Below are 16,730 nucleotides of genomic sequence, written 5' to 3'. Positions count from 1 at the left end.
GATTTCTGGGCTCGAAAGCCTGGATGTCCCGATGAAGGGAAGTTCCTATGCGCACCGCGCATAGGTGAGGTGAGAGATTGTTGCTGTCTTAAATCGATTGAAATAACTATATTCCAATCATCGAAACGACGCCGGAACCAAGCAGGGTTGGTGACGTCACATAGCCCTCAGGAAGGGGATTATCATGAACGTAGCACGCTCTTTCAACAATTGGCGTAAGTATCGTCAGGCCGTCACCGAACTCGGACGCCTGACTGGCCGCGAACTCCAGGACCTCGGCATCGACCGCGCCGACATCCGCAGCGTTGCCCGCGCTTCGATCGCGCGTTAACAGCGTAGCATCTGGTCTCTAAGATTGCTCGACGCCCGCTGATGATGCGGGCGTTTTTGCGTCGAGTTCGCACGTCTAGGTCGCTTGGATGGTCGTTCGCTCAGTGGCCTTTCAGACTTGTGTGCCTTGCATAGCTGCAGTGCAGCATGAGACGTTGGCCCTGTCCGTGATCGGTGTATGATCGGACCTATCGAAGCGATGCACCTCCCCTCGCAAAGCTTCGATTTTCAGACGGCGCACTCCTCCTCCCAGGGACGTCTGTCGGAACAGCGGCACTCCTCCTCCCAAGTCGCTGTTCGGTTCTTTTCGGAAAGCCTGCCGCACCTCCTCCCGCGGCAGGCTTTTTCGTTCTCGGGGCCTTGTTCCTTGTACAGATTGAGATCGAGTTGCGGCTGTCCCGCGGTCGCGTCGCCGGCCTGATCGTTGGTCAGCGACGACAGTGTTACACCCAACAGGCGCACGGACCGTTTGAAGGGATATCCGACACCCAACTTGGAGGCTGACCTCCCACAAGACGCCGGGCGGGCCGCTATTCCAAGGAGTCGGCAATGAAGGTGGCGATGGTCTGTGCGGGAGTTCACAGGCTGTGAGGCCTACCAGCTCCGGAAAACCGTGGCGACCTTCAAGTTTACGGGTGGCGTTTCACGATTCATGGACAAGGCCGTCTCGGGAATGATCCGGAACGGCTATGCGCCTGAATTCGCTGAGAAGACATTCAGCCAGCTCAAAGGCGTCGACAGGGGCCGGGGTTCAAAACCTTTCAACTGCAGCGCTCCGGAGGTTGTCTTACCTCAAGGCTCTGGGTGATTTGCCGTACTTTTTGCGGAAGCTGGTCGCGAGATGGGCGGAATCGGAGAAGCCGGTTTCGAAAGCGATGGCCGTCATCGACAGCGCACTATTTTCGACCAGGAATCGGGCGTAGCGCAACCGCGTCTCGACGATGAAGCGCTTCGGCGTCATGCCGATATTGTCCCTGAAGAGACGCGCGAACTGGCGTGGCGACAGGCCAACGAGCTTGGCAGCCTGTTCGGGTGAGACATCACGGCCCTTGCGGCTTTCGATCAGCACTATGGCGCGCTGGATACGCGAATCCTCAACATGGCGAAACGTCGTGGCGCGCCCGTGGTCGAAGGCGCTCATGCTTTTCTGTTCGGTCAGCGACAACTGGTGCACGGCCTTGGCCGCCCGGTCCGGTCCGCAATGGCTGCGGATAAGTTCCGTCATCAGCGACAGGATCGACACGCCGCCGGGTACGGTGATGCGGCCGTTCTCGATCAGGAAATCGTCGCGTGTCGAAAATGAAAGACGTGGGAAGGCGATCCGGAAATCCTCTGCGTGGAAGGGGTGGACACAAGCCTTTCGCCCCGCCAGCAGGCCTTCCTGGGCCAGGACGAAGACGCCCGTGCAGACGCCGATCACTGGCACGCCGGCGGACGCCGCCACCCGGAGATAGTCTCGATGTTTGCTCGGCGCTGCCCGCAGATGCGGAAGGAGCCCACCGATCGCTACGACATAGTCGAAGTCGGTTGGGTTGATATAGGGCGCGTCGGCCTGCACTCGGATGCCGCAGCTCGCCACCGCGGCTTGGCCCTGTGGTCCCATGATCGACCAGCGGCATTGGAGCGGGCGCGAATTGTCGGCAAAGTCCGCCGCGTGCCGCAAGGGTTCTACGACACCGGACAGCGACATCATCGGGAACGTCGGCCAGAGAAGGATGCCAATGGAAAGGTCTGCCTTGCGGTCGCGTGTGGCGAGCAATCGTTCCGACCAAAGGTCGTCGAGCCAGCGAACATAGTCGGTTTCGCTGTCGGTCGGGCGTCCAGCCTGTCCTGTATCGGTGATCATGTCATGCCTCCGGGGGCATGATAGGCCGGGCATGTCGTATTTTCAAAGAAAATGTCCGAAATCTAAAATTCAAGATCACGCTTCGGTGGCAAGTTCATGTTCGTCGAACACGACATCCGGTGGCAGAGCCGCTGGATCGGGGAACCAAACAAATCGAGGATCACGACAATGGGACTTTCTCTTTCGAGAAGGATGATGGTTTGCGCGCTGCTGGCAGGCAGCTTCATGGTGTCTTCGTCGCTGGCGAACGCATTCGAACTGGCCGAACAGGGCAAGTTGACGGTTGCCTTTACCGGCGACATGCCCGGCTCCGGCTGGCAGGACGGCAAGCTGATCGGCTATGACGGCGAGATCATGCAGAGGATCGCCGACAAGCTCGGCCTCAAGATACAGCCGGCGCTGATGGAATGGTCCGGCACGATTGCCTCCGTGCAGGCAGGCCGCGTCGATGTGATGCTGGGCACGATGGGTTGGACCGAAAAGCGCACCAAGATCATGACGCTTTCCGAGCCGATCCACTACTTCAAGAACGGCATCATGCAATCGAACAAGACCAATTGGAACACGCTTTCGGACCTCGAAGGCAGGAAGGTCGGCACGATCACCGGATTTTCCTTCGTGCCTGAACTGAAGAAGATCAAGGGTCTCGAATTGTCGCTCTACGACACGTCCGATGCGGCGGTGCGCGATCTGATCGCCGGTCGCATCGAGGCGGTCATCGGCGACCCGCCGGTCGTCTCCTATGCCATCAAGCAGAACCCCGCCTGGAACATGCATTTCCTCGCCTTCACCGACAACAGCGCCGACTTTCCGCTGCTGACCGGTCTCGGTCAGGTGGTCTATGGCCTCAACCAGAAGAACGACGACCTGCGACGGAAGATGGACGCGATTATCACCGAGATGTGGAAAAACTGCGAAATGAAGGAAATCGGCGCCCGATATGGTCTCTCCGCCGATGTCTGGTACCAGCCGGCGGGGAAAAACTTCCGGGCCGGCGTTGACCGCCCGGCAGATTACAAGCTGCCGTCCTGTGCAGCCGGCGGCTGATCGCAACGAAGGGGCGGAAGCCGCGTGACCGCGGCTGCTGCCACCACCTCTCGCCAGATGCGTCAACAAAAGGGAACGGCGATGACCGCGCTTTTGAGCGTTGCGGGCCTGCGCAAGAACTATGGTTCCATCGAAGTCTTGAAGGGCATCGATTTCGAGGTGGCCGCAGGCGAGAAGATCGCCCTGATCGGTCCGTCCGGTTCGGGCAAGTCCACCTGCCTGCGCTGCATGAATTTTCTGGAAAAGCCGAGCGCCGGCGAAATCCGTCTCGATGGCGAGCGGATCGGCATGCGCGAAGGCAGGGTCATGAGCGACCGGCAGCTCGCGCCTCAGCGGGCCGAAATGGGCATGGTTTTCCAACTCTTCAATCTCTGGCCGCATCTATCGGTGACGGAAAATGTGGCGATCGCGGCGCGCAAGGTGCGCGGATTGAAAGATAAGGAAGCGCGTGAGCTGGCGCGCGACATGCTGGCCAAGGTCCATATGACGCACAGGGCCGATGCTTCGCCGCTGGAACTCTCCGGTGGACAGCAGCAGCGTGTCGCAATTGCGCGGGCACTGGCGCAGAAGCCGAAGCTGATGCTGTTTGACGAGCCGACATCGGCGCTCGATCCAGAACTGGTGCACGAGGTGCTGAAGGTTATGGAGGAACTGGCTGCGGAAGGCCGTACGATGCTGATCGTGACACACGAGATCGCCTTTGCCCGCGATATTGCCGACCGTGTCCTGTTTCTCGATGGCGGCACCATCGTCGAGGCTGGCCCGGCCCGGCAGGTGATCACCTCGCCGCAAGAAGTACGGACCCGGGCTTTCCTCAACAAGATCCGGCATTGAGGAGATGGTGCCGTGACCGGGTTTTCTGCATTCATCTCTATCGCGCAGGGTCTTGCAGCCGGGCTGGGCGTGACGGTGCTCGTCACGCTTGCTGCGCTGGCGCTCGGCGTCACGTTCGGATTTCTGTTCGCGCTCATCCGCCAATTCGTAGGTCTGAGGCTTCTGAACATCGCGATCGACGCCTATTGCGAGATCCTCTGCAATGTGCCGGCGCTAACCCATTTGTTCATTCTCTATTTCGGGCTTGCAAGCATCGGTGTGAGGCTGACGTCGATTGCCGCCGCCGTGCTGGGACTTGGGCTCATCGGTGCCGCCATTACCTGCGCCATCTTTCGTGCTGGCTTCGCGAGCCTGCCGAGGGGGCAGGCGGAAGCGGCGCTCGCGGCAGGCTTGACGCCGCTGCAGACGGTTTTCGCCATCCTGACGCCACAGGCCATGCGCATCGCGCTGCCCGCACTTGGAAACTATGCGGTGCAACTTCTCAAGGATACGTCGGTGGTCTCGGCCATCGCGGCGCCGGAGATTATGTTCTTTGCGCGCTCCATGGTTACATCCACGTTCCAGACCACCCTGATCTATGCAACGGCGGCCGGGCTCTACCTCGTGCTCAGCCTGCCCCTGATGCAGGCGACGCGCTTTCTCGAAAGACGCTACGGGAGACTGAAGGCATGAGCGGCTTTTTCGCACCCTACGCAGACTACGGCGCTGAATGGCTGCCACTGCTCCTCAAAGCGATGATGAATACGGCGGCGATTTCCGTAGCAGCCTTCGCACTCTCGCTCGTTCTGGGGCTCCTGCTTTCTCTCTGCCAGAAATCCCGGTTTCCGGTATTGCGGCATTTCGCGGCGCTCTATGTGACTGTGGTTCGCGGCGTGCCGCTGCTTGCCGTGCTTTTCCTGCTCTATTTCGGGCTTCCCGGCATCGGCATCGTCTTTGATGCTTTTTCCGCCGCTGTCATCRGCCTGGCTTTGTGCTTTGCCGCGCAGGTAGCCGAATTGATGCGCGCGGGGCTGAAGGCAATCCCTGCCGGTCAGAGCGAGGCGGCATTGGCCGCAGGCTTCACGCCTCTGCAGAGCCTGTTCCTGATCATTCTGCCGCAGGTGGTGCGTATCGTGCTTGCGCCACTGATCATCACCTTCGTTTCGTTGCTCAAGGACTCCTCCCTCGCCTCGCTGATCACGGTGAACGAATTGGTACTCACCGGCCGCGCCATGGCGACGGAGTACTTCCTGCCCCTGCAGATCTACGTAGCCGTGGGGCTGTGCTATTTTGCAATCGCCTGGCCCTTCTCGGTTCTTTCCCGATGGCTCGCGACGCCCGCCAGCCGCTAAGCGGCGTTTCGTCGGCAAGCCAACGATGCATCCGCTTAGTCCTTCGTTTGTCGCAGGTTCTTGTCGAGGAACGCACTTTCCGGAACCTGCTTGGATCATTCCCATAAGGCCAAGATCATGAACATTGAAACGCCCGTGAACGGCAGCAGCGCACCGCGGCACGCGGCATGGCCGCCTGCTTATCGTGCACCCATCATCCTTATGACGCCCGACCTAAACGATCGCCAAAATGCCCCGACCGAAAAGGAATATGTCGTGCGGGCGAACTATGCGGAGGCCATCGCCGAAGCCGGTGGCGTACCGCTGATCGTACCCTATGATCCGAGCAGCCTGGCGACGGTCTTGTCGCTTGCGGATGGGGTAGTGGTGACCGGCGCGCGGCCGGGCGCCGATGTGGCCGGGGAGCGTTTGTCCTTCGAACGGGTGCTGATCGAAGAGGCATTGAAGGCGGGCAAGCCGCTTCTCGGGATCTGCCATGGCATGCAGCTGATCGGCGAATGCCTCGGCGGCGAATTCCTGACGGAACTTCCGGCTTCGGCCTTGCCCCATATGCCGCGCGATATTGCCGACGAGCCGGCGCATGACATCATCATCGAACCGGACAGCGCACTCACGTCCGGGTTCGGCAATGAGGCTATCCGCGTCAACAGCCTTCACCGGCATGCGCTGGCCGGGCCAGGGCGCTTTCGTGTCATCGCACGGGCTCCCGATGGGATCATCGAGGCGATCGAAGGCGCGGCCGATGGCTTTTGCCTTGGCATACAATGGCATCCGGAATACCGGCTGACCGCATTCGACAGGCATATCCTGAAAACGTTCGTCGAGCACAGCGCCGAGGCCGCCAAAGTGAAAAGCATGTTCGCGCCGGAACCGAAGCAAGCCATTTTCGTCCGTGATCGGCTTATGGAACTCGGCCTGTCCTTGCCTAGGGTCTCCATGCCGCCAGGCGCGTTCAGCGGCGCCATCCGCACCGGCGATCTGGTCACCGTTTCCGGGCAGGTGCCGCTCAGGGACGGTCTTGTCGTCCGGACCGGCCATCTGGGGGCTAACGTGTCGATCGAGGAGGGACAGGACTGCGCGCGTTGGTCTCTTCTCAATGCGCTTGCACAACTTGAAGCCATAACAAGTAGCCTCGATGATGTGAGGGGCTTCGTCCGGCTTGCGGGCTATGTAGCGGCAAGTGCCGATTTCACCCGGCACGGTTCGGTCATCGACGGTGCGTCAGAGCTGCTCAGGGAACTCTTTCCGGATCGATGGGCACATGCGCGCATTGCAATCGGCGTCTCGTCGCTGCCGCGCGGCGTGCCCGTCGAGATCGAGCTGACGGCACTTGTGACGAAGGAGGTTTAAGGTGGCGCGCGTTGCCGTGATCGGGGCAGGGGTCGTGGGCGTTTCCTCGGCCTATCTCCTGGCGAAGGCAGGCCATGACCTCATCCTTGTCGATGCGGAATCGGCACCGGGCAGGGGCGCGAGCGCGGGCAATGCCGCTCAGCTGTCCTGGGCCTATGGCGATGCCATGGCGTCGCCGGCTTTGTTGCGGCAGTTGCCAGCCATCGTCCTGGGCCGCGACCCGGCATTCCGGATCCGCTGGCAGCTCGACCCGGATTTCTTCCTTTGGGGCCTGAATTTCATCGCCAATACACCGTTCGGGCGCTGGTGGAGCAATACGCGGGACATCCTGGATCTCGCCGATCAGTCCCGACGAGAACTTGGACATCTGCTTGCCGAGACGGATATCGCCTTCGACTATCGCGTCGCCGGCAAGCTGCATCTCTATCCGGATGCGCGAGGCTTTGCTGCCGCGCGAGAGATCGTTGGCCGCAAGATCGAACTCGGCCTCGACCAGCGCCTCCTGACCCGGCGGGAGGCGGAAGAGATCGAGCCGGCGCTTGCCGGCTATCAGAGTGAGATCGCAGGAGCGGTCTACACTCCCGGAGATGCGCTCGGCGATGCGGCGGGCTTCTGCCGCCAACTGACGGGACATATGGTCCGGTGTCATGGGGTTTCGACGATTTTCGGCAGGCGGGTCACTGGCTTCGCCCAGAACGGCGGAGCGATCACGGCGTTGAGATTTGACGATCGCGACGACATCTGCGTCGATGCGGCTGTCATCGCCGCAGGACCACTGGTCCACGCATTCGCCTCCCATCTGCCTGAGGTGCGGATGATCCGTCCGGTGCGGGGATATTCACTAACCGTGGCAAGAACAGCGACCGCGCCGCGGGTAAGCCTGACGGACGTCAAACGCAAGCTCGCTTTCGCAGCCATCGGCGATCGATTTCGCGTCGCAGGATTGGCCGATATCGAACGGCCTTCTGCCGGTTTCAATGCCGACCGGTTTGACGCAATGCGCAGGGCCGCCTGGGCGGTATTGCCGGAGGTGTTCGAGGAGCCGGACGAACTGATACGCTGGTCGGGAGAACGGCCGACGACGCCTTCGTCCAGGCCGGTCATCGCAGCGTCTCGTCGACTGCGTGGCCTTTATCTCAATGCCGGCCACGGCATGTTGGGATGGACGCTTGCGCTTGGTTCGGCGAGAAAAGTCGCGGACATGATCCCGTTCATCGGGCGGTAAATTCATCCTTGGTCTTTTCCAGGGGTTGGTTGATTTGCACGGCAAGCGGGCTCGTTATCCCGGTGCCTCATGCTTGCAGATTGCTGATGCAGTGTTTCTGATTTCCGCTGAGCCTGCGATGCCTGGTCCATGCCACAAGGTCTATGTGACGCTAGAAATCGTGAAAATCAATTTCATGATTCCGAGTTTTCCAACGTTCCCAGTTGACTGGATGCAAATTTTGTCACAGTTTGAAGAAAATAAATTACGAAGCGGGGAACTGCATCGTCATGAAAGTGGGAATCGTGGGGCTGGGATTCCGGCTCGGCTATCTTGGCTATGTTTTCAGGACGATCGATGCCAGCTTCGATATCGTAGGCTATGTGGATCCGGCACCTGCGGGACTTGCTAATCTGGTCGAAAAGGGAATTTCGGCTGGAAAATCCTACGCTACGCCTCAGGATCTGCTTGCCAACGAAAAGCTCGATCTCTTGATGATCGGATCGCCGAACCACATGCATCTCGATCACATCAGGCAGGGGCTTGAAGCTGGGCTGAAAGTCTTTTGTGAAAAGCCGATTGTCACGACGACCGCGGAAAGTCTCGAGCTCGCCGGGCTACTGGCGCAGTTCGGTCATGAACGGCTGATGGTCGGTCTGGTGTTGCGCTATTCGCCGCTCTACAAGGACCTTCGCAACATTCAGGCCGCTGGCAAGCTCGGCAATATCGTGTCGATCGAAGCGTGCGAGCATATCCAGCCTTATCACGGCGCATTCTTCATGCGCGACTGGCGGCGGTACGAGCGCTATTCCGGCAGTTTCATGCTGGAAAAGTGCTGCCATGATCTCGACCTCTATAACGGTGTCGTCGGTGTGCGGCCAGAACGGGTCGCCAGCTTCGGCGGCCGCAAGAGCTTCATTCCGGCCAACGACCCGGCACGCGACGGGGTAAACGATCTCGAGCTTTTCCATCGCAAGCCAAGCGGCTGGATGGGGACCGACAAGGTGTTCGACAGCGATGCCGACATCATCGACTACCAAGTTGCGATCGTTGAATATGCCAATGGCGTCGGCATGAATTTTCACACTAATCTCAACGTCCCCGACCAGTTCCGCCGTTTCGCCATAATGGGTTCGCGCGGCATGGCCGAAGGCGATTTCGTCCGCGGCTATCTCGACGTGCATGAGCAACTGACCGGCAAGAAGCTGATCGAAAACAAATATTCGGCGACCGAACTCTCCGAGCATTATGGCGCCGACGAGCAGATGGCGGCGGACATTCTGGAGAGTGTTCGAACAGGATCCGATCTTCCGGTGTCGACCCTCAACGCACTGGAAGCCGGCATTCTGGCTCTGGCTATGGACGAAGCGCGCGTGAAGAAGGCGGTAGTCGATCTTCGACCTGTTTGGGACAGGTTCGACGAGGCGCTACTCGCGAAGGCGGCTTAAGGAGGAGGGCGGGATGGGCGTCCAGAGAAGCAACGTTATCTTCGCCTGGATCCTTCTCCTTCCTGCCGTCCTTTACGTGCTCGTCATTGTCGCCTATCCGCTGGCCGACACGTTCATCCTCTCCTTCACCGATGCCTCGTTGAGAAGGATCACCCATTGGGTCGGCTGGATCAACTACGAGAAGATCTTCAACGCCACATTTGCCGAGGTCATTGTCCGCACCTTCATATGGACGTTCTTTTCGGTGGCGCTGAAAATGGTGATCGGCACTTTTGGCGCCACCATGCTCAACGCCTCGGTTCCCGGCCGCTCTCTCTTCCGGCTGCTGACCATGCCGCCATGGATCGTGCCGATGGCGATCGGCATCTTCATGTGGGGCTGGATGTATAACGGTGAGTTCGGGATGATTTCCGGCGTCCTGCAGCGCCTGGGACTGGTCGATGGTCCGGTGGCTTTTCTGGCTTATGGCAGCACCGCCTTCTGGGCGACGATCGTGACGGACGTATGGATCGGCGTTCCCCTGGTCACCATCTATTTTCTGGCGGCGATCCAATCGATTCCGAAGGATCTCTACGAAGCCGCCTGGACCGATGGCGCAGGTCGCTTCTATCGCTTCCGTCGCATCACGCTGCCGCTGATGACGCCGGCGATTATTACCATGTCGATGCTGTCGCTAATCGCCACGTTCAATTCCTTCGACATTATCTGGATTTTGACCCAAGGCGGCCCGAGCGGCGAAACCACCACGATGATCATCGATACCTACCAGACTGCCATCGGGTCGAAGAAATATGGCGAGGGCGCCGCACGTGCCGTGCTGATCTGTATCTTCCTGTCAACTTTCTGCTTTGCCTATTTCCGTATCACCCGTCGCCTCAACCCGGAGAAGCGCGCATGAGCCGCCCGGCAATGATCGATCGTTATCGCTGGTGGGAGATCGTGCTGATATATTGCGGGATCGCTCTGTTTCTGATCTTCGTGCTGGCGCCTTTCGTGGAAGGTTTCCTGGTCTCGCTGAAGCCGTTGAGCCAGCTGTTTTCCGCTCCCTACCGGTTTTGGCCGAAGAACGCCTCTTTCGAGGCTTACCGAACGATGTGGGTGAGCGTTCCGGGCTTCGGCCGCTATATTTTCAATTCGTTCTTCATCTCGACCGTTGTCACCGTGATCGTGCTCTGCCTGGTCATCCCGGCGGCCTATGCCTTTGCCAAGTTCGAATTCAAGGGCATGGGCATTCTTCTTGGCGCTTTCCTGACGGTCAACATGTTTTCCGGCGCGGTGCTCCTGATCCCGCTCTTCCGGCTGATGCGCAGCTTGGGCGTGTTGAACACATACCTCGCCATGATCGTGCCCGGCGTCGCCTTTCTTATTCCTTCGGCGATCTGGTTGCTCAGGACTTATATGATCCGCATTCCGCAGGAGCTGAATGAGGCGGCTTATATGGATGGCGCCAGCCACTTCTACACGCTTCGACGCGTAATCCTGCCGATAGCTATGCCCGGCATCACCGTCGTGGCGATCACCACCTTCATTGGCGCCTACGCGCAGCAGTTCATCTTCGCGCTGACCTTCAACTCGAAGACTGAATATATGCCTTTGCCGGTTGGCCTATTCGCCTATTTCGGCAGGCAGGAGGTTGTCTGGAACGAATTGATGGCGGCTTCCTTCGTCGGCATCCTGCCGGCGATGGTCGTCATCTTCTTCCTGCAGCGTTATCTCGTCGGCGGGCTGACTGCCGGCGCGGTAAAACAATAAGAGTGAACAGCTAACGCAAAAACGGGAGACTACGACGTGACCATTACCTGGAAAACTGGCCTCATGGCGCTTGCCCTGCTTGGTTCGACGGCATTGACAGGGGGCATCGCCCAGGCCGCCGACAAGGAAATAAGCTGGATCTATTGCGGCGACACGATCGATCCGATTCATACCAAATACATCAAGCAGTGGGAAGGAAAGAATCCCGGTTGGAAGGTGACGCCGGAAGTTGTCGGCTGGGCGCAATGCCAGGACAAGGCAACGACGCTGGCCGTCGCCGGCACGCCGGTGGCGATGGCCTATGTCGGTTCACGCACGCTCAAGGAGTTTGCACAGAACGATCTGATTGTTCCCGTGCCGATGACCGACGGCGAAAAGAAGACCTACTATCCGCATATCGTCGACACCGTTACCTTCGATGGAAACCAATGGGGCGTCCCGATCGCATTCTCCACCAAGGCGCTCTACTGGAACAAAGACCTCTTCAAACAGGCCGGCCTCGATCCGGAAAAGCCGCCGAAAACCTGGGCTGAGGAAATTGCCGATGCCAAGGTCATCAAGGAAAAGACCGGCATCCCCGGTTTCGGCCTTTCGGCCAAGACCTTCGACAACACCATGCATCAGTTCATGCATTGGGTTTATGCCAACAATGGCAGCGTGATTGACGCCGAGGGCAAGATCACGCTCGACAGCCCGCAAGTCCTCGCTGCCCTCAAGGCCTATAAGGATATCTCTGCCTATGCCGAAGAGGGACCAACGGCCTATGAGCAGAACGAAGTCCGCGCCATCTTCCTCGACGGCAAGGTGGCCATGATCCAGGCGGGCTCGGGCGCCGCTTATCGCCTGAAGGACACAAAGATCAACTGGGGCGTCACCACCCTGCCGCTCGGACCCGATGCAAAGGGACCAGGCACTCTACTGATCACCGACAGCCTTGCGATCTTTAAGGGCTCCGGGGTCGAGGAAAAGGCGACCGAATTCGCCAAATACATAACCTCACCCGACATCCAGGCCGAATACGAGCTGCAGGGCGGCGCCGGCTTGACGCCGCTACGTCCATCGGCAAAAGTCGATGAATTCGTCGCCAAGGATCCGTTCTGGAAGCCATTCATCGAAGGCATCAGCTATGGCGGCCCCGAACCGCTGTTCACCGACTACAAGGGCTTTCAAAATTCGATGATCGAGATGGTCCAGTCGGTCATCACCGGCAAGGCTGAACCGGAAGCTGCAATCAAGAAGGCGGCAAGCGAAATCGAAGCTTTCAAATAAGCGATGCTTGGGGGATCGCGGGCGTTGGCCTGCGGTCCCTTTCGATGTGACAGCGACCGGAGACAGGTTTTTGGGACAGCTTATTCTCAACAATGTTCGGAAATCCTACGGCAATTATGAAGTTCTCAAGGGCGTTCGTCTCGAAGTGAGGAACGGCGAATTCGTGGTTTTCGTTGGCCCCTCGGGTTGCGGCAAATCCACGCTTTTGCGCATGATTGCCGGCCTTGACGCGACCACGGCCGGCGACATCGTCATCGATGGCGTGCGCGTCAATGATCTGCCGCCAGTCAAGCGTGGTATTGCCATGGTCTTCCAGTCCTATGCGCTCTACCCGCATATGACGGTGTTCGAGAACATCGCCTTTCCACTTCGTGTCGAGAAGATGGAAGAGCAGAAACTGAAGGCCAAGGTCGAGAATGCCGCACGCATCCTGCATCTCGAGGAGCGCTTGCAACAGAAGCCGGGCATGCTTTCCGGAGGCCAGCGCCAGCGTGTGGCGATCGGCCGCGCAATCGTGAGGGAGCCAAAGATATTCCTGTTCGACGAGCCGCTCTCCAATCTGGATGCAGCCTTGCGCGCCGACATGCGCATCGAGCTTGCCAAACTCCACCGGCAGCTGAAGGCAACGATGATCTATGTCACGCATGACCAAGTTGAGGCCATGACCATGGCCGACCGCATCGTGGTCCTCGACGCTGGCAACATCTCGCAGACCGGCGCGCCGCTGGAACTTTATCATAAGCCGGCAAACTGCTTCGTCGCTGGCTTCATCGGCAATCCCAAGATGAACTTCCTGCCCGTCGCCTGCAAGGGCATCAGCGATGCCGGCGTTACGGTCGTCTATAACGGGCAGACCGTCACCCTCCCGGTCGCGCCTCGTGAGGGCATGATTGGGAAGCCACTGGTGCTCGGCATCCGACCTGAGCATGTACAGCTCGGTGTGGGCGATATTTCGCTCACCCTTACGCCATCGCTCATCGAACGCCTGGGAGCCAACACCGTCGCGTATGCTTCGCTCAACGGCGGCGAGGGCGAGAATTTCTGCGCAATGTTGCCCGGAAGTGTCGGCATACGCGCCGATGTGCCGGTCGCAATGGGCATCAGTGCCGCCGACTGCCATCTCTTCGACGAGACCGGCACTGCGTCCGAGCGCCGCGTGACCCTCACGGAAATCGATATGAGTGTACTCGACCCGGCATCGGTCGTCTAACGTTCAAGTCCGTGAGGATCGGCCACCATCGGCCAGATGTCTTTTGGCGCACGCAGATAGGGGGTTTTGGCCGGATTGTTCGGATAAGGCGTCCCGGCTGAACAATAAAGGATTTCGGCGGCAATTCTGGAGAAGGATGCGAAAAAGTGGTTGGTGGATTTGATCGCCAGGATCTTCTTTTGGGCTGGATCAATCCCCATGACGGTAAATAAGCTCGGGTCGAAACTCTGGGCTCTCGTCGAGTTTAGGATGATGTCGATGCCATCGAGCGTGATGTGAGCTGCGTCGCCGAAGGGTGCAAGGCTCTCGCCAAACTGCATCTCAGCATTTTGCACCAGCTTGACGATCTTGACGATGCCGTCGACAGGATTGCCGGTTCCAGGAGCGGACTTGGCGCCAAAGCGCAGCCTGATCTCCGCCCCTTCGCCCGCAGCAAAACAAATCTGTACCGCCATCGGGTCCCAGATGGTGCCGATCGCCGCGTCCGTCGCGCCGCGTGCGATCAACTCGTCCAGGATAATCGTTGCGTCGCCTGCCGTGCCGCCACCGGGATTGTCCCAGACATCGGCGATGACCACCGGCCACGCGGTTGCAGACAATGCACGTGACACGGCCACTTTTTCATCGATCTGCGGCATGATGAACGTGCCGCGTTTGGAAAACAGCTCCAGGCCCAATTCGCGGGCGAGCGCTGCCCCTTTCTCTGGCTTGCTGTCGGTCACGACCAGCATTTTCGTTCCCATTTCCGGAACATCGCCGGCCATGAAGCCGTGAATGACCGAGATTGACAGCACATCAGGATCAGTCTTCTCGATGCCGACAATCTTGTCGACGAAGGAGCGCATAGGGTCGCGCGAGGTCGGAAAGACGTCGATCATGCGGCAGTCGAAAACCGAGGTTACTGGCTTCACCCCGCCTTCCAGCGCGTCGACGGCAATACGCCAGAGGTCTTCGGCGCGGTCGACGAAGTCGGTGTGAGGGAATTCCTTGAAACAAACGGCGAAATCCAAGGCTCCGACCCGTTTGGCGGTCAAGTGACTATGTGGATCCAGTGCTGCGCATACGAGGATATCCGCCCCGACAATATCGCGGATGTGTGCCAGAAAATCGCCTTCCGGGTCCTCGTAACCGGACGCCACCATGGCTCCATGCAACCCGAGAACGACGGCATCGACCGGCATGGCAGCGCGCAGCTGCCCAAGGATCTCGTCGCGTAAGCCCTCATAGGTGGCGCGATTGACCAGACCAGCGGGGTCCGCCCAGGCAGCCGTCCCTTCGATCAACTGCCAGCCCCTCTCAGCTACGATCCGACGGCCGACGGTGATCGGCGCCGTGCAAAGCGTTGGCGTTGCGGGATGCTGACCGGGCGGTGCATAGAGCGAGGCCTCGAATGCGCGGCGATCGACGCAGATCGGCGAGAAGGTATTCGTCTCGGTCGCCAGTGCTGCTGTGAATATACGCAAGAGCTTGGCCCTTTTTGTCAGCCCATGGGGTTCGGTAAGTAGCCCGTGAAGCCGGAAATCTTCCACCGGCCCTCATGCAGGCGGCAGTAATAGAGCGTCTGCCACTGCATCACGTCGCGGCTGCCATCGGTCTTGGTGAGGGAGCCATCGAATTTTTTGCGCACCAGCGCTACTTCACCTTCGATCTCGATATCCTCGAGCGTCGTCGTCGTAAAAATCGCAGTCCGTGCATCTTCCGCAAGGCTTTCCTTGGCGAAGTCCTGGGCCTGGCGCAGCCATTCATCGCGGTAAGCAGTCAGCGTCGGATAGGCAAGCCGCCATTTGTCTGGGCTTATCTGCTTGCGGCCGTCAATCCCGATAAAACCTTCTTCGACGAAATCGCCCGCGACCATGGACCAGTCGGCAGCCAGAAAGGCGTCGATATCACGCGGGACGAGCATCTCCCAGATAGCGTGGCGCGCCGCGTCGGAGGATGGAAAAGGATTGAGGAAGGGATCACGCATTTTCGGCCTTCATTGAAATCCTTTTCATGATATAGCTTTTTCGCTGGTCAAATTCGGGCTTTTGTGGTGATTTGTCAACTTGATAAGAAAATAATTTGCAAGACTTGCCTGATGCCATCGACGTCGTGGCATTGTTCACATCGGGTGAACTGGCAGGTCGCTGCCGTTCCGATGCAGTTTTCGAGGACGGCAGGTTACAGGGTGAGAATCGGCGGCATCGCCTGTAAGAAGAAGGATCGATAGCGGGCGGTCATTGGGGGTTGGGTTGGATATCTTTTCCGCATTGCAGGAAGACAGAGGACAGCTCTCGCCAGCGGAGGGCCGCATTGCGGAGATCATCGTCAGCGATTTCGAATTTGCGGTGAATGCGTCGATCATTGAATTGGCAGAGCGAGCGGAAGTTTCTCCGCCAACCGTTACCCGCTTCTGCCGCCGGCTCGGCTGTGAAAGCTTCTCGGACTTCAAGGTCCAGCTTGCCCGCACCGCTCATATCGGCGTGCGCTACCTGAAGCCGGAGCCGAAGAGCAGTGATCCCGCGGATGTCGCGCAGGACATCATTACCAAGGCGCAGAACGCCCTTTTTCTCTTGCATCGTACACTCGATATCGATGCGATCAATCGCGCTGCCGAACGGATCGCCAAGGCGGAGATGATCTATGCCTTCGGATCCGGCGGCAATTCGTCGATGATTGCCGAAGAGTTCCAGAACCGTCTTTTTCGGCTGGGACTGCGGATCACTGCCAGTTCCGATCACAGCATGCAGCTGATGATGGCTGCCGCAGCCCGGCCAGGCGACGTGCTGATCGGCTCCTCCTTCTCGGGACGCAACGCCGAATTGGTGCGTGCCTTTGCGCTGGCGCGCGAATCGAAGGTGACGACGATCGCGCTCACGCAGAGCGGCAGCCCGGTCGCGGATGTGGCCGAGATCGTCGTGCCAATCGATCTGCCGGAGGGCAACAATATCTACCGCCCCACCTCGACCCGCATCGCCTACATCGCGACGGTCGATATTCTCGCGAGTCTGGTTGCCTATGCGATCCAGCCAAAGGCCACGGTGACGCTCCGGCGCATCAAACAACAACTGGTGACACACCGTGACGGCGACGACCGCCAGTTGCTTGGGGATTAGGATCGCTGAAAAGG

Annotated in this window: 16 protein-coding genes and 1 pseudogene; 14 read left to right on the top strand and 3 right to left on the bottom strand. The window is 59.2% G+C overall.

Going from position 1 to position 16,730, the window contains the following annotated elements; translation table 11 throughout:
- The first annotated feature begins 184 nt into the window (after positions 1-184).
- Both AC1DYF_RS28745 and AC1DYF_RS28740 read left to right on the top strand, forming a co-directional pair.
- Positions 185-331 carry a DUF1127 domain-containing protein gene (locus tag AC1DYF_RS28745; RefSeq protein ID WP_080581738.1) on the top strand — a complete coding sequence of 49 codons (147 nt, stop codon included), beginning with the start codon at positions 185-187 and terminating at the stop codon, positions 329-331.
- Positions 332-808: 477 nt separating this feature from the next.
- Positions 809-1,063 (top strand): annotated as a pseudogene (locus AC1DYF_RS28740) (hypothetical protein); the annotation flags it as partial.
- Positions 1,064-1,117: 54 nt separating this feature from the next.
- Here the strand turns inward: AC1DYF_RS28740 and AC1DYF_RS28735 are convergent.
- Positions 1,118-2,176: a GlxA family transcriptional regulator gene (locus tag AC1DYF_RS28735; protein ID WP_477880807.1), complete on the bottom strand. Its 1,059-nt coding sequence runs from the start codon at positions 2,174-2,176 to the stop codon at positions 1,118-1,120.
- A 168-nt stretch (positions 2,177-2,344) separates the two neighbouring features.
- Here AC1DYF_RS28735 and AC1DYF_RS28730 point away from each other — a divergent pair, with 168 nt between their 5' ends.
- The 11 genes from AC1DYF_RS28730 (at position 2,345) to AC1DYF_RS28680 (ending at position 13,621) form a co-directional block, all read left to right on the top strand.
- The gene (locus AC1DYF_RS28730) at positions 2,345-3,223 is read left to right on the top strand and encodes an ABC transporter substrate-binding protein (protein WP_477880806.1); all 879 of its coding nucleotides are present in this window, start codon (positions 2,345-2,347) and stop codon (positions 3,221-3,223) included.
- 81 nt (positions 3,224-3,304) lie between these two features.
- Positions 3,305-4,057, top strand: a complete 753-nt coding sequence (locus tag AC1DYF_RS28725; RefSeq protein WP_477880804.1) for an amino acid ABC transporter ATP-binding protein — start codon at positions 3,305-3,307, stop codon at positions 4,055-4,057.
- A 12-nt stretch (positions 4,058-4,069) separates the two neighbouring features.
- A complete protein-coding gene (locus AC1DYF_RS28720) occupies positions 4,070-4,729 on the top strand; it encodes an amino acid ABC transporter permease (RefSeq protein ID WP_477880803.1) in 660 nt (219 codons plus the stop codon).
- Positions 4,726-5,388, top strand: coding sequence for an amino acid ABC transporter permease (locus tag AC1DYF_RS28715; protein WP_477880801.1), 663 nt, complete (start codon positions 4,726-4,728; stop codon positions 5,386-5,388). The genes AC1DYF_RS28720 and AC1DYF_RS28715 overlap by 4 nt, the downstream gene beginning before the upstream one ends.
- Before the next feature lie 117 nt (positions 5,389-5,505).
- Positions 5,506-6,738 carry an Atu1372/SO_1960 family protein gene (locus AC1DYF_RS28710; protein WP_477880799.1) on the top strand — a complete coding sequence of 411 codons (1,233 nt, stop codon included), beginning with the start codon at positions 5,506-5,508 and terminating at the stop codon, positions 6,736-6,738.
- A 1-nt stretch (position 6,739) separates the two neighbouring features.
- On the top strand, positions 6,740-7,963 hold the full coding sequence (locus AC1DYF_RS28705; protein WP_477880798.1) for an FAD-dependent oxidoreductase: 1,224 nt from the start codon (positions 6,740-6,742) through the stop codon (positions 7,961-7,963).
- A 269-nt stretch (positions 7,964-8,232) separates the two neighbouring features.
- The gene (locus AC1DYF_RS28700) at positions 8,233-9,390 is read left to right on the top strand and encodes a Gfo/Idh/MocA family protein (protein WP_477880796.1); all 1,158 of its coding nucleotides are present in this window, start codon (positions 8,233-8,235) and stop codon (positions 9,388-9,390) included.
- A 13-nt stretch (positions 9,391-9,403) separates the two neighbouring features.
- Positions 9,404-10,288, top strand: coding sequence for a carbohydrate ABC transporter permease (locus AC1DYF_RS28695; protein WP_477880794.1), 885 nt, complete (start codon positions 9,404-9,406; stop codon positions 10,286-10,288).
- Complete coding sequence (locus AC1DYF_RS28690; RefSeq protein WP_477880792.1) at positions 10,285-11,142, top strand: carbohydrate ABC transporter permease; 858 nt, start codon at positions 10,285-10,287, stop codon at positions 11,140-11,142. Before AC1DYF_RS28695 ends, AC1DYF_RS28690 begins: the two co-directional genes overlap by 4 nt.
- A gap of 63 nt (positions 11,143-11,205) precedes the next feature.
- Positions 11,206-12,411 (top strand): ABC transporter substrate-binding protein, encoded by a 1,206-nt coding sequence (locus tag AC1DYF_RS28685; protein WP_477880861.1) that lies wholly within the window; start codon positions 11,206-11,208, stop codon positions 12,409-12,411.
- Between the two features lie 70 nt (positions 12,412-12,481).
- Positions 12,482-13,621, top strand: coding sequence for an ABC transporter ATP-binding protein (locus AC1DYF_RS28680; protein ID WP_477880790.1), 1,140 nt, complete (start codon positions 12,482-12,484; stop codon positions 13,619-13,621).
- Here AC1DYF_RS28680 and AC1DYF_RS28675 read toward each other — a convergent pair.
- Together AC1DYF_RS28675 and AC1DYF_RS28670 are read right to left on the bottom strand one after the other, a co-directional pair.
- Complete coding sequence (locus tag AC1DYF_RS28675; protein WP_477880789.1) at positions 13,618-15,084, bottom strand: M81 family metallopeptidase; 1,467 nt, start codon at positions 15,082-15,084, stop codon at positions 13,618-13,620. The two genes, AC1DYF_RS28680 and AC1DYF_RS28675, sit on opposite strands and share 4 nt — an antisense overlap.
- A 17-nt stretch (positions 15,085-15,101) precedes the next feature.
- The gene (locus AC1DYF_RS28670; RefSeq protein ID WP_477880787.1) at positions 15,102-15,587 is read right to left on the bottom strand and encodes a hypothetical protein; all 486 of its coding nucleotides are present in this window, start codon (positions 15,585-15,587) and stop codon (positions 15,102-15,104) included.
- 265 nt (positions 15,588-15,852) lie between these two features.
- On the opposite strand from AC1DYF_RS28670, the gene AC1DYF_RS28665 reads away from it, so the two are divergent.
- On the top strand, positions 15,853-16,716 hold the full coding sequence (locus AC1DYF_RS28665; protein ID WP_477880785.1) for a MurR/RpiR family transcriptional regulator: 864 nt from the start codon (positions 15,853-15,855) through the stop codon (positions 16,714-16,716).
- Positions 16,717-16,730 lie beyond the last annotated feature (14 nt).

This window comes from Rhizobium sp. P2_G9 (assembly GCF_056403475.1).
Note: the sequence above shows the minus strand (reverse complement) of the source record. Positions and strands in the feature narration are given on the sequence as shown.